The organism is Mesorhizobium sp. STM 4661 (assembly GCF_000359125.1).
Classification (GTDB): Bacteria; Pseudomonadota; Alphaproteobacteria; order Rhizobiales; family Rhizobiaceae; genus Mesorhizobium.
Map to the genome: position 1 here is coordinate 59172 of NZ_CAAF010000066.1, position 21124 is coordinate 80295.

The 21124-nt window shown below is 63.2% G+C and carries 21 protein-coding genes and 1 other RNA gene; 11 read left to right on the forward strand and 11 right to left on the reverse strand.

The features are described from left to right. Nucleotides 1-22: 22 nt before the first annotated feature. The 3 genes from modC to modA are packed head-to-tail and all read right to left on the reverse strand — an operon-like array spanning nucleotide 23 to nucleotide 2647. Nucleotides 23-1135, reverse strand: a complete 1113-nt coding sequence (gene modC / locus MESS4_RS22445; RefSeq protein WP_006335874.1) for a molybdenum ABC transporter ATP-binding protein — start codon at nucleotides 1133-1135, stop codon at nucleotides 23-25. Further along, nucleotides 1132-1836 (reverse strand): molybdate ABC transporter permease subunit, encoded by a 705-nt coding sequence (gene modB / locus MESS4_RS22450; RefSeq protein WP_006335875.1) that lies wholly within the window; start codon nucleotides 1834-1836, stop codon nucleotides 1132-1134. Before modB ends, modC begins: the two co-directional genes overlap by 4 nt. 16 nt (nucleotides 1837-1852) lie before the next feature. Beyond that, nucleotides 1853-2647 (reverse strand): molybdate ABC transporter substrate-binding protein, encoded by a 795-nt coding sequence (gene modA, locus MESS4_RS22455; protein WP_036241898.1) that lies wholly within the window; start codon nucleotides 2645-2647, stop codon nucleotides 1853-1855. A 182-nt stretch (nucleotides 2648-2829) separates the two neighbouring features. Between modA and MESS4_RS22460 the strand changes: the two genes are divergently transcribed. Then, entirely contained in the window at nucleotides 2830-3036 is a 207-nt protein-coding gene (locus MESS4_RS22460; RefSeq protein ID WP_006335877.1) for a molybdopterin-binding protein, read from the forward strand. A gap of 20 nt (nucleotides 3037-3056) precedes the next feature. Further along, a complete protein-coding gene (gene tsaA, locus MESS4_RS22465) occupies nucleotides 3057-3530 on the forward strand; it encodes a tRNA (N6-threonylcarbamoyladenosine(37)-N6)-methyltransferase TrmO (RefSeq protein ID WP_006335878.1) in 474 nt (157 codons plus the stop codon). A gap of 18 nt (nucleotides 3531-3548) precedes the next feature. Here tsaA and MESS4_RS22470 read toward each other — a convergent pair whose 3' ends face one another. After that, a complete protein-coding gene (locus tag MESS4_RS22470) occupies nucleotides 3549-4343 on the reverse strand; it encodes a thymidylate synthase (RefSeq protein WP_006335879.1) in 795 nt (264 codons plus the stop codon). A gap of 150 nt (nucleotides 4344-4493) precedes the next feature. After that, the gene (locus MESS4_RS22475; RefSeq protein ID WP_006335886.1) at nucleotides 4494-4805 is read right to left on the reverse strand and encodes a DUF2853 family protein; all 312 of its coding nucleotides are present in this window, start codon (nucleotides 4803-4805) and stop codon (nucleotides 4494-4496) included. Between the two features lie 169 nt (nucleotides 4806-4974). Between MESS4_RS22475 and ssrA the strand changes: the two genes are divergently transcribed. Then, nucleotides 4975-5334: a transfer-messenger RNA gene (gene ssrA / locus MESS4_RS32570) on the forward strand. 166 nt (nucleotides 5335-5500) lie between these two features. On the opposite strand, the gene MESS4_RS22480 is transcribed toward ssrA, so the two are convergent. Both MESS4_RS22480 and MESS4_RS22485 read right to left on the reverse strand, forming a co-directional pair. Continuing rightward, on the reverse strand, nucleotides 5501-6583 hold the full coding sequence (locus MESS4_RS22480; protein ID WP_006335888.1) for a D-alanine--D-alanine ligase family protein: 1083 nt from the start codon (nucleotides 6581-6583) through the stop codon (nucleotides 5501-5503). Nucleotides 6584-6716: 133 nt separating this feature from the next. After that, the gene (locus MESS4_RS22485; RefSeq protein ID WP_006335889.1) at nucleotides 6717-7613 is read right to left on the reverse strand and encodes a LysR family transcriptional regulator; all 897 of its coding nucleotides are present in this window, start codon (nucleotides 7611-7613) and stop codon (nucleotides 6717-6719) included. A 168-nt stretch (nucleotides 7614-7781) separates the two neighbouring features. Here MESS4_RS22485 and MESS4_RS22490 point away from each other — a divergent pair, with 168 nt between their 5' ends. After that, a complete protein-coding gene (locus MESS4_RS22490; RefSeq protein WP_198292791.1) occupies nucleotides 7782-9224 on the forward strand; it encodes an MFS transporter in 1443 nt (480 codons plus the stop codon). 45 nt (nucleotides 9225-9269) lie between these two features. Here the strand turns inward: MESS4_RS22490 and MESS4_RS22495 are convergent, their stop codons facing one another. Further along, nucleotides 9270-10475, reverse strand: a complete 1206-nt coding sequence (locus MESS4_RS22495; protein ID WP_006335891.1) for a multidrug effflux MFS transporter — start codon at nucleotides 10473-10475, stop codon at nucleotides 9270-9272. 212 nt (nucleotides 10476-10687) lie between these two features. Between MESS4_RS22495 and MESS4_RS22500 the strand changes: the two genes are divergently transcribed. The 4 genes from MESS4_RS22500 (at nucleotide 10688) to MESS4_RS22515 (ending at nucleotide 12615) form a co-directional block, all read left to right on the forward strand. Beyond that, nucleotides 10688-11377, forward strand: coding sequence for a TetR/AcrR family transcriptional regulator (locus MESS4_RS22500; RefSeq protein ID WP_006335892.1), 690 nt, complete (start codon nucleotides 10688-10690; stop codon nucleotides 11375-11377). A gap of 200 nt (nucleotides 11378-11577) precedes the next feature. Then, on the forward strand, nucleotides 11578-12111 hold the full coding sequence (locus MESS4_RS22505; protein ID WP_036241900.1) for an SspB family protein: 534 nt from the start codon (nucleotides 11578-11580) through the stop codon (nucleotides 12109-12111). Nucleotides 12112-12129: 18 nt separating this feature from the next. Then, a complete protein-coding gene (locus MESS4_RS22510) occupies nucleotides 12130-12375 on the forward strand; it encodes a DUF4169 family protein (RefSeq protein ID WP_006335894.1) in 246 nt (81 codons plus the stop codon). Between the two features lie 6 nt (nucleotides 12376-12381). Then, on the forward strand, nucleotides 12382-12615 hold the full coding sequence (locus MESS4_RS22515) for a ribbon-helix-helix domain-containing protein (RefSeq protein WP_006335895.1): 234 nt from the start codon (nucleotides 12382-12384) through the stop codon (nucleotides 12613-12615). A gap of 3 nt (nucleotides 12616-12618) precedes the next feature. Here the strand turns inward: MESS4_RS22515 and MESS4_RS22520 are convergent, their stop codons facing one another. Continuing rightward, entirely contained in the window at nucleotides 12619-16722 is a 4104-nt protein-coding gene (locus tag MESS4_RS22520; protein WP_006335897.1) for an AsmA-like C-terminal region-containing protein, read from the reverse strand. A gap of 221 nt (nucleotides 16723-16943) precedes the next feature. On the opposite strand from MESS4_RS22520, the gene MESS4_RS22525 reads away from it, so the two are divergent. After that, nucleotides 16944-17927, forward strand: coding sequence for a Dyp-type peroxidase (locus MESS4_RS22525; RefSeq protein WP_006335898.1), 984 nt, complete (start codon nucleotides 16944-16946; stop codon nucleotides 17925-17927). A gap of 33 nt (nucleotides 17928-17960) precedes the next feature. Here MESS4_RS22525 and MESS4_RS22530 read toward each other — a convergent pair whose 3' ends face one another. Beyond that, nucleotides 17961-18482, reverse strand: a complete 522-nt coding sequence (locus tag MESS4_RS22530; RefSeq protein ID WP_006335899.1) for a hypothetical protein — start codon at nucleotides 18480-18482, stop codon at nucleotides 17961-17963. A gap of 99 nt (nucleotides 18483-18581) precedes the next feature. Beyond that, nucleotides 18582-19997, reverse strand: coding sequence for an FAD-linked oxidase C-terminal domain-containing protein (locus MESS4_RS22535; RefSeq protein ID WP_006335900.1), 1416 nt, complete (start codon nucleotides 19995-19997; stop codon nucleotides 18582-18584). Between the two features lie 113 nt (nucleotides 19998-20110). Here MESS4_RS22535 and MESS4_RS22540 point away from each other — a divergent pair, with 113 nt between their 5' ends. After that, entirely contained in the window at nucleotides 20111-20596 is a 486-nt protein-coding gene (locus tag MESS4_RS22540) for a thioesterase family protein (RefSeq protein WP_006335907.1), read from the forward strand. Between the two features lie 252 nt (nucleotides 20597-20848). Continuing rightward, nucleotides 20849-21046 carry a hypothetical protein gene (locus tag MESS4_RS22545; protein WP_006335908.1) on the forward strand — a complete coding sequence of 66 codons (198 nt, stop codon included), beginning with the start codon at nucleotides 20849-20851 and terminating at the stop codon, nucleotides 21044-21046. The last annotated feature ends 78 nt before the right edge of the window (nucleotides 21047-21124 follow it).

The window sequence follows — 21124 nt, forward strand, 5'->3', positions numbered from 1 at the left end:
ACATAGCGAAATCATGAACCGATCACCCGTCCGCCTCTACCGGCAGGCCGGCGCCGGTATTCGCCCGGTCGAAACTGACCGTCTTGACCACCGCGAACACCTTTCGGCCGAGCCGTAGCTTCAGTGCCTGCCGCGACTGCTCGGTGATCCGGGCAAGGATGGTTGCGCCATTGCAGTCGATGCCGACCTCGACCGCAGGTCCCTCGCCCGGCTCAATCGCGACGATTGTGCCCGGCAGAATGTTGAGCGCGCTGAGGCCCGTCGGCAGCTCGGTGGCGATCATGACGTCGCGGGCGCGGATACGGATGCGGACCGGCGCTCCGGCCGGGATCGCCAGAAGCGGCACACGGATCTCGCCCGCCGCCGAGCCGAGCACGGTCATGCCGAAGGCTTCGTCATGACGCAGTACCGCCGTATCCAGCACGGCGCCGCCCTCGCCGCGCTCTTCCGCCGGCAACAGATCGAGCCGCTGCATGATCGCCCCGGTCGGGCCGCTAGCGGCGACCTTGCCCTGCGCCAGCACCACCACGTCGCTCGCCAGCCGCGCCACCTCCGAGACCGAATGACTGACATAGACGATCGGAATTTTCGTCTCGTCGCGCAGCCGCTCGATATAAGGCAGGATCTCGGCCTTGCGGGCGTCGTCGAGGGAGGCCAGCGGCTCGTCCATCAGCAACAGTTTCGGGCTGGCAAGCAACGCCCGGCCGATCGCCACGCGCTGCTTTTCACCGCCGGAAAGCTTTGCCGGCCGCCGCTCGAGCAGCGGACCGATGCCGAGCAGATCGACCACCGCATTGAAATCCGCGTAGCGTTCCGCCGTGGGCGTGAACCAGCGACCGTAGCGCAGATTGCTCGCAACGCTCATATGCGGAAACAGCCGCGCATCCTGGAACACCATGCCGATCCGCCGTCTGTGCTTCGGCACGAAAATACTGGCTGCGGTATCGACCAGCACGCGGCCGTCGATCGCGATACGCCCCTTGTCGGGGCGGATCAGTCCGGCAATCATGTTGATCAGCGTCGTCTTGCCAGAACCCGAGGGTCCGAACAGCGCGGTCAATCGCCCAGCGCTTTCGAAGCAGGCATCGATCCCGAAATCGCCAAGCCGATGGCCGATGTCGACAACAACGCTCATTCGATGTCCATCCGCCGGCCGACGCGTCGCGCCAGCACTTCCGAGGCTACAAGTGCCGCCATCGAAATGACGATCGAGATCAGCGTCAGCCGGAGCGCGCCTTCATCCCCGCCCGGAACCTGCGTGAAGGTGTAGATCGCCGACGGCAGCGTCTGCGTCTCATTCGGAATGTTGGAAACGAAGGTGATGGTCGCGCCGAACTCGCCCATCGCCTTGGCAAAAGCCAGGATCGCGCCGGCGATCAGCCCGGGCAGGATCAGCGGCAGCGTGATCGTGGCGAATACCCACAGCGGATTGGCGCCGAGCGTTCCGGCCGCCGCCTCCATCTTGCGGTCGACCGCCTCGATCGACAGCCGGATCGCCCGCACCATCAGGGGAAAGCCCATGATGCCGCAGGCCAATGCGGCGCCCGTCCAGCGAAACGAGAAGACAATGCCGAAATGCTCGGCGAGGAAGGCGCCGGCCGGCCCGCGCCTGCCGAACGTCAGAAGCAGCAGATAGCCGGTCACCACCGGCGGCAGGATCAGCGGCAGATGCACCAGCCCGTTGAGCAGCGTCTTGCCCCAGAATTGTCCGCGGGCAAGCAGCAGCGCGATCAATATGCCCGGCGGCAGGCTGGCGAGCATCGCCACGGTCGCCACCTTGATGGACAGCCGGACCGCATTCCATTCGTCGGGAGTGAGGTCCAGCAGCCAGTTCATGCTTCGGTTTCGTGCCTCAATTGCTCGGCGTCAGGACGGTGAAACCCTGTTCCTTGAAGAGCGCGCCGGCCTTGGCGGATTGCAGGCATTTCAGGAAGGCCGGCGTATCCTTGTCCTTCGAGTCGGCGGTCTGGGCAACCGGATAGATGATCGGCGGGTGCGAATCCTCCGGGAAGGTGCCGATCACCTTGACGCCCTTTTCGGCATGCGCGTCGGTGGTGTAGACGATGCCAAGCGCTGCCTCGCCTGTCGAGACCAGCTTCAATGCCGCGCGCACATTCTCCGCCTGCGCCACCTTGCCCTCGACCGAAGACCAGACGCCGAGCGATTCAAGTGCCGCCTTGCCGTATTTGCCGGCGGGCACCGCCTTGAAATCGCCCATGGCGAGCTTGCCGTCGCCGATGAGCTTGGCCAGATCAAAACCCTTTTCGATCTTGGTTTCGACTGTGGAATCCTTCGGCGCCACCAGCACGATCTCATTGCCGAGCAGCTTCACTTCCGTGTCCGGCTTGGTCAGCTTCTTGTCGGAGAGATATTTCATCCAGTCGAGATCGGCCGAGATGAAGATATCGGCCGGTGCGCCGCCCTCGATCTGCTTGGCCAGTGCCGAGCTCGCGGCGTAGGAAACAGTTGCTGCCTCGCCAACATCGGCCTCGCAGGCTTTGTTCACCGCGTCGAGCCCGTCCTTCAGGCTGGCCGCGGCAAACACCACCACCTTGTCTTCCGCATGGGCTGCAGGCACCACAGCCATCAGTGCCGCCGCGAAACCACCGATCGCAATCGCCCTCAATCCGAAACCTTTGTGCGTCAGCATGAAAACTCTCCCTAGGTTTGAAATCCATTCGGCTCGAAGCCTGCCGACCGATATATCCGGATGAACATAACAATGGAAGGCTTTTGCCCCGTACAGCCATTGTATCTTGGTGCCGTCGCGGCTTACCATGAATTGGATTGGATACAGCGAAACCTAATTTAGATCGAAGGAGACGTCGCATGAAAATCAGCGCCCGCAACATCCTCAAGGGAACCATCACCGAGATCGTCAAGGGTGCCACCACTTCGCATGTCCGTATCGATGTCGGCGGTTCCGTCGTCACCGCCTCGATCACCAACGAAGCCGTTGCCGATCTCAAGCTCGAAAAGGGCAAGCAGGCCTATGCCGTGATCAAGGCCTCGGACGTCATGGTCGGCATCGACTGAGCCATTTCGGCCGAAAGAACGTGGTTCGCGAAAACGAGATCAGGCCATCGGAGGTCGCAGTCGATGCCGGGCTTATGTTCATCGGCGTGATCCGCACCCCGTGGGCGTCGCGGCTGGTCACGCCACGCCAGGGCCGCGCGGACGGCCCGGTCTGCCGGATCGAAATCCTCGACCCGTGGCGCGAGGCGCTCGACGGCATCGAAAAATTCGAGCGGCTGGAAATGCTCTATTGGCTGCATTTATCGCGGCGCGACCTCGTCAGGCAGAGCCCGGCCAATGACGGCACGTCGCGCGGCACCTTTGCCTTGCGCTCGCCGGCCCGGCCCAATCCGATCGGCACTTCGATCGCAAGTCTTGTCGGCGTCGAAGGATCGACGCTTATGGTGCGCGGCATGGACTGCGTCGACGGCACGCCATTGCTCGATCTGAAACCGGACCGGGCGCTGTTCAAGCCGGTCGCGCCGCCTCAGGCAAGCGATTTCGAGACCGGATGATGGCTGTTGTGGTCGCGCCTATACAGCGATCGGCGCCTTGATTGTCGCGTCGGCGAAATAGTTCTCAAGCCGGAAATCCTCGAAGCGGAAGGCAAAGAGGTCCGTGACGTCCGGATTGATCCACATCGTCGGCAGCGTCTTGGGCGTGCGCCGCAACTGTTCGCGCGCCTGTTCGAAATGGTTCGAGTAAAGATGCGCGTCGCCCAGCGTGTGAACGAAATCGCCTGGCTTCAGGCCGGTCACCTGCGCCACCATCAGCGTCAGCAACGCATAGGAGGCGATGTTGAACGGCACGCCGAGAAAGATGTCACCGGAACGCTGGTAGAGCTGGCAGGAGAGCCTGCCTTCCGAAACATAGAACTGGAACAGACAGTGGCAGGGCGGCAGCGCCATAGCCTCCACCTCGGCCGGATTCCACGCCGAAACGATCAACCGCCGGGAATTAGGATTCTTGCGTATCTCCTTGAGAAGGCCTGCAATCTGGTCGATGGCGCCGCCATGGCCGTCCGGCCAGGAACGCCACTGCTTGCCGTAAACCGGGCCGAGATCGCCATTCTCGTCGGCCCATTCGTCCCAGATGGAGACGCCGTGGTCCTTGAGGTACTTGATATTGGTATCGCCGGCCAGGAACCATAAAAGCTCATGGATGATCGACTTCAGATGCAGCTTCTTGGTGGTGGTGACCGGAAAGCCGCGCGCCAGGTCGAAGCGCATCTGGTAGCCGAACACCGAGCGCGTGCCGGTGCCGGTGCGGTCGCCGCGGTCGGCGCCGTTTTCCAGCACATGATTCAAGAGGTCGAGATACTGGCGCATTGGCTTCGGCTCGATTCGGGTTGCTACCCATAATAGCCGACTGGCTGCCGGCCGAACATATCAAAGCGCAGGACGTTTCAACAGGACACTCGCCGATAGCGTTACAAGCTGGCGCGGCAAATCGCGCCAGCTTCCGCTTCGATGCAGACGTCAGAGTGAGCCGAGCTTGCCCAGGTCTTTGGCGACGAGGTAGTAGAAGGTCACGCGGCTCTTGGTGTTGTCGGCCGCCATTGCCTTGCAGGTCTTTTCGATTACCGCGTCCGCCGTGCCGCTGTCGGTGACGCCGAGCTTCTTGGCGGCCCAGTTGTTCCTGACGCGCTCGAGTTCCTTGGGATCCGTGCAGGAGACCAGCGATGAATCGCGGTTCCTGAGCGCAATGCCCAGATGCTTCACGATCTTGGCGACCGCGTCGGCGTCTGCCGCGGCGTCGTATTTCTTCACGTCTGCAAGATAGTCGGCCATCAAATTTCCCCTCGTCGGCGCCACGGGATTCGGTCGATGAGGGCTGTGGCGCGCTGCCGCAACTTGTGCGCTAGATCGGTAACTCCTCACCGCCGCAAAGCTTCGGTTGAGACCGTCTTCAAGTCAACCCTTCGTCCCGCAGTTTGACACAGACAAGAAGTGCCGTTCCGGCCTTTCATTTCTTGCGATGGCCCCCTATATTCGTTTTGTCGGCTCGACCGACTATGGCGATAAATGGGCGATGAAATAAGCCGTTCGGACCCGGGGGCGGTACCCGGCGCCTCCACCAAAAACCGCTCTTGATGAAGAGCGGCTTTTGCTGGGGGCGAAATAGGATCGACGAAGGTGTAAAGATCGTACTTTTGCCCGGCATTGTACCACCGTCATCGGGCTAAACTTATAGTTGCCAACGACAACTATGCGGAAGCTCGTCTCGCTGCTTAATGCAGTGCGAACGCTTCAAATCAAGCCCTAGGGGTTCGCACTTCTAGGCGGGGTTCGGAGGTACCTGGCAACAGAAACCTCCACTTCTCCCTTTTTCAATTTGTTGCGGCGGCAGGCCTGCCGGTCGGTTCCTTGCGTTGCGCCGGGGCGCCGGTCGAAGCGCGGCTGCGATTCGTGCTGGCCGAAACGGGATTGCAATCCGGCTGAGGAAGGCCGGGCCGGTCAGGCGTCTTTGTCCGCAATGACAAGTCTCAAGTTGCAGCCGGCACATTAGTGCCGGCACGTGCCAGGCCATGCGCCACCAGCCGGTCGATGACCTCCACATAGCTGACCCCACTCGCCGCCATGGCCTTGGCATACATGCTGATGTCGGTGAAGCCGGGAATGGTGTTGAGTTCGTTCACGAGAGTGCGCATGTCGGCCGTCAGGAAGAAATCGACGCGGGCCATGCCGTCGCAGCCGACGGCGCGAAAGGCCATGGCGGCAATCTCGCGGATCTTGCCTTCGATCTCCGGCGGCAGTTCAGCCGGAACCTTCAGGGCGGCGCCATTCTCGTCGATATATTTGGCATCATAGCTGTAGAAGCCGTGGCTTTCGGCCGGAACGATCTCGCCGGGCCGGGACACGAACAACCCGCCATTGGCGTCTTCCAGCACGCTGCATTCAATCTCGCGGCCGCTGATGAATTCCTCGGCGAGCAGCTTGCTGTCATGTTTGAGGCCCTCGGCGAGCGCTGCTTCATAGTCCAACTCGGTCGCGACCTTGCTGACGCCGACGGACGAGCCCTGCCGGGCGGGTTTGATGAAGAGCGGCAGTCCCAGGTCGCGCTGCAGGTCGGCAAAGGCCGGCGCCGCCCCTTGCGAAAGGGTAACGGACCGGGCCGTCGGCAATCCCGCCTCTTTCAGAAGGCGCTTTGCTATCTCCTTGTCGAGGGCCGTGGCCGAACCGAGGATCCCGCAGCCCACAAACGGCACCCGCGCCACTTCCGCCAGCCCCTGCACCGCGCCGTCCTCGCCATGCAGGCCGTGCAGCACCGGAAAGACGATATCGATCTTCGCCAGTTCGTGCGGCTCGCCGCTTGGCGGGATCGCCAGGATGCGGCCACGCCCGCCCGGCACGAGGCAGATCTCCGTTCCCGCGATCGGCTTTGCCAACGCCCCACCCTCGAAGCTGCTCAGCAGCCATTGGCCCTCACGGGTGACGAAGATCGGGACCGCGTCATATCTGGCGGGCTCCAGCGCGCGCATGACATTGGTGGCCGAAAGCACCGAAATCTCATGCTCGGCGGAGCGCCCGCCAAAGAGCACGGCAATGCGCAGTCTGTTCGCGGCCATGAATATCTCCCAAATGGGCTGGTACTAAAGAAAGGGAAGCCGACAGTGATGCCGCGGCTGGATTTTCGTATACTCGTATACGAAATTCGCATATGCATTCAAGCGGGCGGCAGAAGCAGCAGCACAAAAAGCCTCAGCCAGCCGCGCCGCAAACCTCCCGCACGCACCCCCGCAGCCAGCGATGCACCGGGTCGGCGTCGAGCCGCGGATGCCAAAGCAATGAAATTGTCACCTCCAGCATAGAGACCGGGATGGCAAAACTATGCATTCCGGCGCGCAGATTGCCGGTATATCGCTCGGGAACACTGGCAATCAGATCGGACGCCCGGGCCAAGGCCAGCGCGGTCGAGAAGCCGCCGACGATCATGACGATGTCCCGCTTCAATCCGAACGGCTCCAGGGCTTCGTCGATCGGTCCCCTGTCGAGACCGCGCCGCGAAACGCAGATGTGCTTGCCATCCGCATAACGGGCGGGCGTGATCTCGCCCTGGCTCAGCGCATGCCCCATTCGCACGACGCCAATGAAGCGATCCCGAAACAAAGCCTGCGTGCGCACCTCCGGACCCGTGGCGCCTCCCACGACGCCCGTCTCCAGATCGATGCTCCCCTCACGCAGCCGCGTGCTGTCCTTGTCCGACTTCAGCACAAAGCGCAGCCGCACGCCGGGAGCTTCCTCCCTGAGGCGAGCCATCAGGTCCAGTCCGAAGTTTTCCGCAAAACCTTCGCGGGTCCGCAACGTGAACGTTCGGGTCAATTGTTTGAGATCTGGCTTCTCCGCAGGACGCAGAGCCGCCTTGGCGTCCTCGACGAGCTGACCGACCCGCTCCCGGAGTTCGAGTGCCCGAGGTGTGGGAACGAGGCCGCGTCCGGCCCGGACCAATAGCGGATCGCCCGTCGTCTCGCGCAACCGCGCCAGCGCCCGGCTCATCGCCGACGGGCTAAGCCGCAACCGCCGGGCCGCACGCGCGACGCTGCCTTCCACCAGCAGCACATCAAGGGTGACCAGCAGGTTGAGATCGGGTGTCGACATGCACCTGGCATAGCACGGCTTGATCGTGGTGTGGCGTCAAATGCACGAATAGAATGCAAATGATGCGCATTCCGCCATATCAGGCAAAGGACTATTTTCCGGCAGCTCCGTCACGGGAGCCACCAGAAGACGGAGTTCACGTTGAAGCCAATCGTTGCAGGACAGCCAATCATCACGGGACAGAATACGGCGGCAGCCCCAAGTGCGGTACCGACACCTTCGATCCGGTGGGCGCTCGCCGGTCTGTCGCTGTCGATGCTGCTGTCCTCGCTCGGCACCAGCATCGCCAATGTCGGTCTGCCGAATTTGGCGCAGGCGTTCAACGCCTCCTTCCAGGACGTCCAGTGGATCGTGCTGGCTTATCTCCTGGCGATCACCACGCTGATCGTCAGCGTCGGGCGGCTCGGCGACATCGCCGGCCGCCGCCGGCTGCTGCTTGCCGGGATCTTCCTGTTCACCGCTGCCTCGGGCCTATGCGGCTTCGCGACCACGCTCTGGTGGCTGGTCGCGGCCCGGGCTGTGCAGGGCCTGGGGGCGGCCATCATGATGGCCCTGACCATCGCCTTTGTGGCCGACACCGTTCCGAAAGCAAGAACGGGTAGCGCCATGGGTCTGCTTGGAACGATGTCCGCGATCGGCACCGCTCTCGGCCCATCGCTCGGCGGTGTCTTGATCGCCGGCTTTGATTGGCGGGCAATCTTTCTCATCGCGGTGCCGCTGGGCATGCTGACTTTTTACCTCGCGCATCGCCATCTGCCGGTTGATCGCGTCGAGCCGAAAGCCGATCGGGCCGGCTTCGACACAATCGGCACGCTGCTGCTTGCCATGACACTCGCGGCCTATGCGCTCGCCATGACGGCCGGGCGCGGCAGTTTCGGTCCGCTCAACATGGCGCTGCTGCTGGCTGCTCTCTTCGGGGTCGGCCTCTTCGTGCTCGCTGAGGCAAGAACAGCATCACCGCTCGTCCGATTGGCGATGTTCCGCGATCAGGCGCTGAGTGCGAGCCTCGCCATGAACGCTCTGGTCTCGACGGTGATGATGGCAACGCTGGTGGTCGTGCCGTTCTACCTCTCCCGCGCGCTTGGGCTCAACGAGGCTCTTGTCGGGCTGACCATGTCGATTGGCCCGATCGTCTCCGCGCTGAGCGGTGTCGTGGCCGGCCGTATCGTCGACCGTTTGGGCGCGCCGACGATGGTCGGCGCCGGACTTGTCCTGATGACGGCTGGTTCGTTCGCCCTGTCCGTGATTCCGGCATCGTTCGGCATTGCAGGCTACATTGCCGCCATCATAATCCTGACCCCCGGTTATCAAATGTTCCAGGCGGCCAACAACACCGCCGTCATGATGGATGTCAGGCCGGACCAGCGCGGCGTCGTTTCCGGCATGCTCAGCCTGTCGCGCAATCTCGGCCTCATCACCGGCGCATCCGTCATGGGTGCGGTGTTCGCGCTCGCATCAGCGACGACCGACATCGCGACGGCGCCTGCCGAAGCCATTGCGTCAGGCATGCGGATCACCTTCGCCGTGGCGGCAAGCCTGATCGTTGTCGCGCTCGCCATCGCGGCCGCAAGCCACGTCCTTGCGACACGGCGAACCGGATCGCAGGCATGAAAAAGGCCGGGACTGCCCCGGCCTTTCCCAAAGGTCTGGCGATAGTTACTCGGCCGGCGCTTCGATGGCTTCGCGTCCGCGGCCGAGCGTCACCTTGGCCAGCATGAAGGAAATCACCGCGCAAAGCGTGATGCCGGCGACCATCGGCAGCGGCGTTCCGTCGAAGAACACGCCGGCGACACCCATGGCGACCGCGCCGATGGCGAAGTGCAGCGTGCCCATCAGCGCCGACGCGGTGCCGGCGATTTCGCCGTGCTCCTCCATGGCCAACACCGAAGTCGTCGGGATGACCAGGCCGAGGAAGCCGTAACCGACGAACAACAGCGCCGCCATCACGTCGAGCCGGTCGACGCCGGATGCCATCACCGCGAACAGCACCACCATCGTCGTCGCATAGCCGACCACCGCGACACGCACCACGCGCCGAAGGCCGAAGCGCTCCGACAGCATTCCCGTCAGCTGCGACATACCGATGAAGGCAACCGCGTTGATCGAGAAGAACACGCTGTAGACCGAAGGCGACAGTCCGTAATGGTCGATCAGGATGAAGGACGAGCTCGACAGATAGACAAAGAAGCTCGCAATGCCGAAGCCGGCGATGGCCGTCAGGCCAAGGAAGTTGCGATCACTCATCAGAAAGCGATAGGCAGAGAGCGCGGTGCCGAAGGAGGAGCCGGCACGCTCTTCGACCGGACGGGTTTCCTTGAGCGAGGTGGCCAAAAGGATGGTGGCGAGCACCGCCCCGCCGGTCACCGTCCAGAACACGGCACGCCAGCCGAAATTCTCGATGATGACGCTGCCGGTCAGCGGCGCCAGGATCGGCGACACCGAAAACACCAGCATCAGCAGCGACATCAGCTTGGCGGCCTCGGTGCCGGTGTGCAGGTCGCGCACGATGGCGCGCGGCACCGCCATGCCGGCGCTGGCGCCAAGCCCTTGCAGGAAACGGAAGGCGATCAGCCATTCGATGGTCGGCGCCAGCGCCGAGCCGATACCGCCGACCATGAACAGCGCCAAGCCGCCATAGAGCGGCAGCTTGCGGCCGACCATGTCGGAGATCGGCCCGACAACGATCTGGCCGAAACCCATGGACAGGAAGAAGATCAGCAGGCTCATCTGCACGGCGGCGGTACTGGCGTTGAGATCCTCGCCGATCGAAGGCAATGCCGGAAGATACATGTCGATGGCGAAGGGGCCGATGGCGGACAACAGGCCGAGCACGACCGCGATGCGGAGGAATTTAGGATTCATGATGCAGGCTTCTTTCGAATCTGGTTGCCGCCGCGGACCGGCGTCTAACCCTAGGACGTTTCATCCCATGAAATTCCGACTCTCCAGAGCGAACTCTATTCGTCTCTACTGAGCGAATTCCATTCGTCTCTGCGGAGTGAAATCTCTTTATATCAGGTCCACAAATTTAGACACTCTTGTCCAATTCGTCAATCACCTCTATATAGATTTTCATGAAGCTCGGCGTTTCTCCTGACATCATCCCGTCACGCGGCCATGAGGCCAAGCGTGTCTCCATCATGGATGCTGCCAGTGAGGTGTTCTGCCGCGAGAGTTTCGCCGGCGCCAATATCGACATGATCGCCGCCGAAGCCGGCGTGTCCCGCCAGACGATCTATAACCACCATGGCGACAAGGAGAAACTCTTCGTCGCCATCGTCCGCGATCTCACCGAGCGCTGCAATGCCGGTATCTTCGCCACCATTTCGACCTTTCCCGACCAGCCGAAGGATCTCGAAGCCGACCTGATCGCTTTCGCCGTGCGCATGAACCGCAACTGCATCTGCAACCGCGACGGAAAATTCCTGCGCAAGCTGATCCAGACCGAGGGCGAGCGCTATCCCGAGCTCTTCGCCGAATGGCGCGAACAGGGACCGGGCAGGACATGGCCGGCGATCGCCGCCCGTTTTGCCCGCCTCGCCCATGCCGGTTTCCTCGACATCGACGATCCCGATGTCGCGGCGCGCCAGTTCCTGGCGCTTGCCAACGCCGAATTGCAGACCACCTTCATGCTCGGCGGCACGCCCGACGAAGACGAGGTGCTGCAATCGGCGACACATGGCGTACGCACCTTCCTGCGCGCCTTCGGCAAGCGGCAGCCCGCGGCCAACGCCGGCAAACAAGGCGCGCTGACCAACGCCTGATGCATGTCGCCCAAAGCCTGCCCACGGGCTCGACCCGAGGGGTGCGTAGCGGTTTTGGGACAACGACATGCATGAGACAAAGCGATCAAATCTCAGGCATCGTTGTCTCGCATCCGCACCGTCGGCCGCTATATCAGGTTTACGCCGCCCTCAAGCTTGATTACAGCTATGCGGACGATTCAACGGAACCCGACCAGAATATGGCCGACGACCACATCCGCTACGACATTCTGGCCCAGGAGGCGTTGCGCGGCGTCATGCGCAAAGTCCTGGCCGAGGTCGCGCGCACCGGCCTCCCCGGCAACCATCATTTCTTCATCACGTTCCTGACCGGCGCGCCGGGCGTGCGCGTGTCCTCCCGGCTGCGCGAGCGCTATCCCGAACAGATGACGATCGTCATCCAGTTCCAGTATTGGGACCTGAAAGTGACCGACACCGGCTTCGAGGTCGGACTGTCCTTCTCCGACGTGCCGGAAAAGCTGGAAATCCCGTTCTCGGCCGTGCGCGGCTTTTACGACCCGTCCGTCAATTTCGAGCTCGAATTCGACGTGAAGACGGAAACCTCGGCGGAGGACGAACCGGCCACCCAGCCTTCCGAGCCACTGGCCATCGTCGCCGAGAAGAAGCCGGAAACCAAGAAGAAGGTCGCCGAGGCCGAAAAGAAGCCAGCCGCGGCCGACGCCGCGGCCAAGGGCGCCGAAGTGGTGTCCCTCGACGCCTTCCGCAAGAAATAGCCAGGCGGGCCGCGCGAGATGGCCGACATCGTCAATCTCCGCCATGCCCGCAAGCAGAAGACGCGCGCGGAAAAGGAACGCTTGGCCGAGCAGAACCGGGCGCTGCACGGCCGCTCCAAGGCTGAGCGAGAGCGTGACCGGCTGACTGCCGACATGAGCGAAAAGTTCGTTGCGGGCCATCGCCGCGAAAAGCCCGGCGAACCGGACGACCGGAGCATCGGGCCGAAAAGTGCGCAGCGGTTGTCGGATGAATCCGATGCCTGAAGTGAAATGAGCCCGGTCGAAAAACGCTCGGTGACCATTCGCGGCCATCGTACCAGCTATTCGCTCGAAAAACCCTTTTATGACGATCTCGTCGCCATTGCGGCCGAACGAAAACTGACGCTTGCCGCGCTGGTCGCCGAAATCGATGAAAGCCGTCCGCGCGACGCCAATCTGTCGTCGGCGCTCAGGCTTCACGTCCTGGACTGGGCCAAGCGAAACGGACGACCAACGGAAAACTGAACCTCAGCCGCCGTCCAACGATTTCAGCAAATTGTCGATCGACGACGGATTGAGCTTTGGCGTGGCTTCGGCCGGCGGCGGATTATCATTGGCCGGCGGTTGCGGTGCGCGCTCCACCTTCGGCGCCTGCGCCGCGGCCTTGCGTTCGGCATCGAGCTTGGCTTTTTCCTCGGAAGCGATCCGCATCGCCTGCTCGGCTTTCTGGCGCTCTTCCTCTTCGGCTTGTGCCTTCTTGGCTGCCTCGGCGGCCCTTCGCTCGGCCTCGGCTTTAGCTTCGGCCTCTGCCTTGGCCTTCGCTTGCGCTTCCTCTTCCGCCTGTTGCTCTGCCTTTGCCTTCGCTTCGGCATCCGCCTTGGCTTTTGCTTCGGCGTCCGCCTTGGCCTTGGCTTCCGCCTCCTCCGCAGCCTGTTGCTCGGCCTTTGCCTTGGCTTCCGCCTCCTCTGCGGCCTGCTGCTCGGCCTTTGCCTTCGCGTCGGCATCCGCCTTGGCCTTGGCGTCCGCTTCGGCCTGAGCCTGTGCATCGGCTTCAGCCTTCGCCTTGGCATCAGCCTCGGCCTGCAGCCGTGCCGCTTCTTCCTGCCTGCGTAATTCCTCGGCTGCCCTGTCGCGCTCGGTCTGCAGGGCCGCGTAATAACGCACCTCTCGCCGCAGCCGCTGTTTCTCAAGCAGTGCCGCCTGCATCGCCTCGACCCGTTGCTGCTCCTTTTCCAGCGCGCGCTGGGTCAGGAACTGCGCCAGCGGCTCGCTGTCGAATTGTCGTTTCGGGGCGCCGAGCGGCCCGTCGACGCTGAAATTCAGGGTCGGTTCGGAGCCGACCAGTGCCTCATCGCCCGGCCGATAGGTGATCGAACCGTTGGCGGCGACCGTGCTGGCATTCAGGTCCGCGCTGATGTCGGCGGACAAGGTCGCCGCCGGATTGTCGAAATTGACCGGCGGCGCCCTCAGCGTGCCGCCGGCAATGGTGAAGGCGATGTCCGTATTCCCAGCCGGAAAACTGCCGTCCGTTGCAATCTGCGGCGCGAAGCCGGCGGTCTTGGCCGCGTCGATGTCGCGCCCGATCGCATCGGCCTTGGCGATGAAGGCGCCAAAGGCATCGGGATTGACCCCGGCAATGACCAAGCCCTTCAGCGCCGCGGTCCCCGAGCCGGACAGCGCCGCAATCATCGCGTCGACCGATTTGCCGCTGGCCGAAAGCGCCGTCGAGAAATCGCCGTTACCACTGATGCCGGCCTCCGGCAGCATTGTGGACAGGTCAGTGCCGGCAAGCTTCATCTGGCCGGAAAACAGCCCGGTGCCTTCATTGTTCTTCAGCTCGAACAGTCCGGTAAGCGTGCCGCCGAAGAGCTTTGCCTTGAGGTCCGACACGCGGATGCCTTCCTGGTCGAGCTTCAGCGACAGCGCCGCATCATAGGCCGCGGCCAGCGGACCGGCAGCCAGCGCCGCCGTGGTCAGGTCGAGGTCCGCGGTGAACGGCGGGCTGGATTTCTGGCTGAAAGGAGCGGTCGGCCAAGTTCCGTTTGTGTCGAGGAAAGCCTGGTCGCCGAACAGCATCACCGCCATCGGATCGAGATCCAGTTCGTCGAGCGCAAGAGCACCGGCAAGATGCGGCAGTCCATCCTTGACATCGACATTGACGTCGCCGGAAACCGCCGCTTCGTTGACGGCGCCGTTGAGGTTGCTCAGCACCAGGAGGCCGTTGCCATAGTCGGCATCGGCCGCAAGCGAGGTCGACATGCCTGCCCCCATGCCCGGCAGGCTGACGCCGGTCGTCATCAGCCATGGCTCGATGTCGGTGGCCTCGAGGCTGACCTTGCCCTTGGCGGCCGGGCCTTGCGGCGTCTCGGTGACCGTCCCGTCAAAACCGGCCTTGAAGTCGTCGCCGGCGAGGCTGAAGCTCGTCGCCATGCCGCCGCCAAACGTGCCCTTGGCCGAGACATCGGTGGTCGCCTCGCCAAGCATGCCGAGCGGCAACGCAGGCAGGCCGTAGAACGCCAGAAGCGTCGTGGCGTCGGCATTCCTGGCATTGAAGGTCAGCGTCATCGGCGCTTCGAGCAGCCGGTCGGGTGCCCCTTTACCGGACAGCGATGCCGAGAAGGCCGAGCCGCCGGCCTTGCCTTGCACGCTGACCGCCAGTCCCGTGGTGCCGTCGCCATTGTCGGCGGCACTTGATACCAGATCGACGCGCGCATCCTGGAACAGCTCGGGATAGGCCGCGACGCGGGTCTTCAGCCCTGCCAGTATCGCATTGTCCGGATAGTGCTGCGCCGCCACGTCGATCAACGGCTTGAGGTCGACGCCAACCACCGACGCGTCAAGCTTGCCGGTCGGGCTCTGCGGGAAATCCTTGACCCGGCCGGTGGCGCTGATCGAGGCACCGGCAAGTCCACCGACTGAAAGCCGGTCGATTTCGAGCAGCCCGTCGCGCAGCCTCAAGGCGGTATCGACCGCATCGGCGGTCAGCCCGCCGGCGCTGACCGGCCCGGCCTTGATCTGGAAATCGAGATCGCGGTCGGAAAACCGGTTGGCGCCCTTGTCGCTGATGAAGATCGAGGCGAAGGCGGCGAGACCGTCGACATCGAGTTCGCCGCCTTCAAGCCGCATCAGCACCGACGGCTTGGCATCGTCGGGCTGGCTGGAATCGATACGGCCGGAAAACTTCGCCTTGCCGAGCACGAGTTCGAGGTCGCTGAAAGCCTGGCGCTTCTCGGTCAGGTCGACCTTGGCCTTGAAGCCGGCGGCCGGCAGCCGGCGGATTGCCTCGTCGACATCCTTCGACAGCCAGGCGGCAAAACCGGACGGTTGCGCCACGGCCAGAAGCAGCGAACCGGTGAAGCCGAAACGGTCCTCGACGGTGAGCATGCCGTTGGCTTCCAGCTTGGCGCGGCCGGGCAGCGTCGCGGCCAGCGACTTCACCGACCAGCCGCCATCGGTCGGCTCGGCGGAAAGGCGAACGTCGCGAACCGTCGTGTCGCCGGCGACCACCGCCGGCAGCTTGACCTCGACGGTGCCCGGTATTGTCGGTTTCGGCAGGTCGAGCAGTGCCTGCTCCAGCCCGGCAATGCGCTGATCCAATGTCACGCCGGCGCCGGCCTGGGCCCCCACGGCTTCATCGAACTGCACTTGCGCGCCATCGGCCTCGATCGCAAAACTCGGCTTCAGGCCGAGATCGACCGAAGCCTTGCCGTCGGCGGTATAGGGATTGTCGAGCGGCCCGGTCTCGAAGCGGAATTCGTCGACGCCAAGCTTCTGGTGATCGAGCGAGAAATTGCCGTTCAGCCTGAACCCCGGATCCGGTTTCCCCGCGCTGACCTTCACCGTTTCGCCGTCGGAGCCGCGCAGTTCGGCTGAATTCTTGTCGGCGCCATTCTTGTCGGCACCTGAGATCTTGAACTGGCCCGAATAGACCGCAGCACCCTCGACGATACCGGCATTGCCGTCGGTTTCGATGACCAGCGGATAGGCATCGGGATTGGCCCTGAGCCGGAGCCGCATCTCGCCATTCGCACCGGCCTTGCCGGTGGAGGCGGCGACCGCGGTGCGCAAACCGTCGAGCCGCAGCGATCCGTCCAGCCGCCATGGCCCGGCCAGCGACTTGGCCGAAATCGTCGAGTTGATCTCGGAAATGAGATGGCTGCGCCCTCCGGCGGCATGGCTGAGCGCGATCTGCCCCTCGGTTATCGTCAGCTTTTCGATCGAGATCTGGCCGGGGTCGAAGGGCGAGGATGGCCGCATCGCCCAATCGACGGTTCCGTCGGCGGCGATGTCGATCGTCGCCTTGGGCCTGACCAATCGCATGTCGAAGATCAGCACTTCGCCGCGCAGGAAGGGGGCAAGTTCGGCGTCCATCGAAAAGGTCTCGACGGTCATTGCCGGCTGGCCGCCGATGCCGCCGGCGACGGTGACATTCGAAAAGGTCACCGAGGGAAACGGCAACAGCCTCGCCGTTGCATCGCCCTGGACCGTTACCTTGCGGCCCAGAATGGCGCTCGCCTCACGCTCGAAGTCGGCACGGTAGCCCGTCCAGTCGATGAAATACGGCACCACCAGCGCCGCGCACAGCACCAGCACGAAAAGGCCACCGAAGATCACGAACAGGCGTGCGAGCATCAATCCCAAGCGTCGATTGAAATCAGCCGCACTCTACCCGCATCAGCGTGTCGATAAAGAGGCAATTCGCGGTGTCGTCGGCAGCAGGCCACAACGCCATCCGCTGTTGCCTGATCCCTGGCGATCGCGATATCCTGTTTTGAACATGCTCGTTCTGCTCCCGCGGTGTCTCCGGTTCGTGACCCTCTGAAACAAAACCTGGAAAAGCGGAGACTTATCGCATGGCGGGGAAGAATTGGGACCGGGTGCCGATCGATGCGCAGAGCGTCGATGCTCCGCTGTCGCTTTCGGCGGTGTTTCTTGTCGTCACCGTCGCCAATGAGCCGGCCGCTCTCGCCAGGGTCGCCTCGGTGCTCGGCGGACTAGACGATCTCGTCAAGACTGTGGGATTCCGCGACCTTTCCGGCAGGCTGTCATGCATTGCCGGGATCGGCCGCGACCTCTGGGATCGTCTCTGTCCGGACCGGCGGCCGCTGGAGTTGAAACCGTTCGCGGCGATCAAGGGCGCGGTACATTCGGCCCCGTCGACACCGGGCGACCTTCTCTTCCACATCCGGTCCGAACGTCCCGACATGTGCTTTGAATTCGAGCGGATTCTGCTCGACAGCCTTGGTGCCGGCGTAACCGTTGTCGACGAGGTCTCCGGCTTTCGCTATTTCGATGCGCGTGACCTGCTCGGCTTCGTCGACGGCACGGCCAACCCCACCGGCCTCGATCTGCCCGCCTCCGCACTTATCGGTGATGAGGACGCCGACTTCGCCGGCGGCAGCTATGTCGTCGTTCAGAAATATTTGCACGATCTTGCTGCCTGGGCGCGAATTCCAACGCCGCTCCAGGAGGAGATCATCGGCCGCACCAAGATCGACAATATCGAAATCGACGATGACGACGCGCCGCGCAAATCGCATAAGTCCCTGGCCACCATCGAGGATGCCGAGGGCAATGAATACGACATCCTGCGCGACAACATGCCCTTCGGCCGGCCCGGGCAAAACGAGTTCGGAACCTACTTTATCGGCTATTCCCGCTATCTCTGGGTGATCGAGAAGATGCTGCAGCGAATGTATGTCGGCGACCCGCCGGGCGCCTACGACCGGCTGCTCGATGTCTCCACGCCGCACACCGGCACGACGTTCTTCGCCCCAACCCGAACCATGCTGCAAGCACTTGTCCAGGGCGCGCAGGAGAAGCCTGCAGCCGCCTGATTGACCGACTGCTGCTGGATCTGCTGAAGAACTTCAGCGAGCGTCGCGTTTCGCCTGCGCCACCTTGGCTGCCTGTCGTTGCCGGCCGCGTTCTGCCGGCCGTGCCAAGGCAGGCGCCTTCTGGTTTGCCACCGGCCGCATGCCCTTGTGCGCGCTGCGCGTGTTGAAATCCGGCCCGTTCGCGGCAGCACCTTGCTTCATGGTGAGCGCCTTGCGCGCATTCTCGACCAGCGAGATCCGCGCCGCCAGTTGGCGGCGGCGTTCGGCCTCGCCGTTCAGCCGCCGCATGGCCATCGCCAGAACCTGGAGCTTTAGCTGCGAACCGCCATCGGCCTTTGAGGCGACGGCTCCCTTTGGCGCACCCTTGCCGCGTATCTCGCGGCGGCGGCGATGCGCCTCGCTCTGTGCCTTGTCGCGTCGCTCCCGCAACAGCTTGACCAGGCCGGCAAGCTCGGCGTCGGCAAGGCCCTGCACCGCCGGGTGGTGCGACTTCTCGACCAGGCCGTGTTCGTCGGCGCTCAGTGCCCGCGCCTCTTCCTTGCGTGACATCGCCATGCTGCTCGCTCCTCCGACTATGGCCCTTACCTTTTTTCGGGCCCTCGCCCGGAGTCTCCGACCAAATGGCGGCACGGTCAAGGCGAGCATCGTCGTGGCTTACTTTGCAGCCGGCAATATCTTGCCCGGATTCATGATATCAAGCGGATCGAGCGCCTGCTTGATCGTGCGCATGATGTCGACGCCATGGCCGAGTTCGTGGCGCAGGAAACCGACCTTGCCTTGCCCGATGCCGTGCTCGCCGGAGCAGGTCCCGTCCATGCCGATCGCCCGCATGTTCAGCCGCGCCACGAATTCTTCCGTCTGCGCGATTTCCTTCGGGTCATCCACGTCCATCAGCACCAGCACATGGAAATTGCCATCGCCGGCATGGCCGACGATCGGCGCGATCAGCCCCATCTCGGCAATGTCGGCCTCGGTTTCGGTGACGCATTCGGCAAAGCGCGAGATCGGCACGCAGACGTCGGTCGACAAGCCCTTGGCGCCGGGCCTGAGCGTCAGCGACGACCAGTAGGCGTCGTGTCTGGCCTTCCACAGTTTTGTCCGCTCCTCGGCGACGCTGGTCCACAGGAACGGCCCGCCGCCATATTCTTCCGCGATCGCGCCGAAGCTCTCGGCCTGTTCGGCAACGCCGGCGTCACTGCCATGGAATTCGACGAACAGGCATGGGCTTTCGGGATAGTCGAGCTTGGAATAGGTTTTCATCGCCCGCATCTGCAATGCATTGACCAGTTCGATGCGCGCCACGGGAATGCCCATCTGGATCGTCGCGATCACCGCGTTGCAGGCCGCCTCGACGCTGGGAAACGGACAAACGCCGCCGGAGATCGCCTGCGGAATGCCCTGCAGCCTCAGGGTCAGCGAGGTGATGATGCCGAGCGTGCCTTCCGAGCCGATCAAGAGCCGCGTCAAATCATAGCCTGCCGAGCTCTTTTTCGCGCGTTTTCCCGTCGTCACCGTCTGTCCGTCCGCCATCACCGCCGTCAGCGACAACACATTCTCGCGCATCGTGCCGTAGCGCACCGCATTGGTGCCCGACGCCCGCGTCGCCGCCATGCCGCCCAACGAGGCATTGGCGCCCGGATCGATCGGGAAGAACAGGCCGGTGTCGCGCAGATGCCGGTTGAGATCCTCGCGCGTCACGCCGGGCTCGACGGTGCAGTCGAGATCCTGAGGATTGACGGCGAGAATGCGGTTCATCCGCGACGTATCGACAGAGATGCCGCCGCCCGGCGCGTTGGTGTGGCCCTCGAGCGAGGAGCCGACGCCGAAGGCGATCACCGGCACGCGGTGCGCCGCACAGGCCGACACGATTTCCTGCACTTCCGCCGTCGTCTCGACAAAGGCCACGCCGTCCGGCGCCTGGTTCGGAATGTAGGTGGTGGTGTGCGCATGCTGGGCGCGGATCGCCTGGCCGGTCTGAAACCGCTCGCCGAGCCGCTGCTTGAGGATGCCGAGCACGGCGGCGATGCCTTCCTCGTTGCGTTCGACCGGGTTGAGGTCGCTCAGAGCCATGAATTCCTCCGCGAATGGACCAGCGTCCATGCTTGCTATGGATTTATGGATGCGTAGTCTCACCAGCCACGCTCTGTCCAGCCATCCCAGCGATCACGAACAAGGAATCCAAGATGCCAATCCCAGCCCCTTTCGTTTCCCAGCCCATGGACATCGAGAAGGACTGGATCGACTACAACGGCCATCTCAACATGGCCTATTACAACGTGCTGTTCGACCGTTGCTCCGACCAGGCGTTCGACGCGATGGGGCTGGGACTGGATTATGTCAGGGAGCGCCGTCTCACCATCTACACGGCGGAAGTCCATGTCTGCTACGTGCAGGAACTCCATCTCGACCACAAGGTCACCGTCTCCTTCCAGCTCCTCGATCATGACGAAAAGCGGCTGAGAGCTTATCAGGAAATCCGCCATGTCGATGGCTGGCTCGCCGCCACCTCCGAATCACTGTCACTGCATGTCGACATGTCCGGGCCGAAAGTGGCGCCGTTCCCGGCCGATGTGCTGGCCAGGATCGAGGCCATGCGCGCCGCCCATGCCGCGCTGCCGATGCCGGAGCGCGCCGGTCGTTCGATCGGCATCAAGCCGCGTCGTGCTTGAAGAGGTTTTGCAGCGCCCACCTTAAGTCATTGTTTTCATTCATACCGTTACCCCAAAGCCACTACGCCCTAGTAAGCAATTGGCATTAGCCCGCAAGATGGCTTGAACCACGACGCGGCCGCCGTTAACCTTACCGAGGTTTTAACGTGAACAAGCCGAATTGAGACGTTGAACGACTCAGCGCGGCGGTTGAAAACGGTCCGCATCGAGTTGCGATACGGGCGGCTGGGCGAAGCGGTTCGGGGAACGTGCATGAAAACCGACATCAAGGTCGAGGCGGACAGGCTGGCAGCCGACCCACGCATCAGCGACTATGATTTCTGGCGCTCGCTGAAGAATCTCAACAACGAGATCTTTCACATCGCCAACAACAACGAGCCGATCCCCTTCGCCATGATCCGCTGGCGCGCCATCCTGAAACAGGCGCGCATGAAACGCGGGCATGCCTAGCGCTGCAGCATTGATGCCCGCCCTCCAGCGTTGGTGATTGGCGAAAGCTGACGCGTCATCCGATCTCCCCCCTTGCGG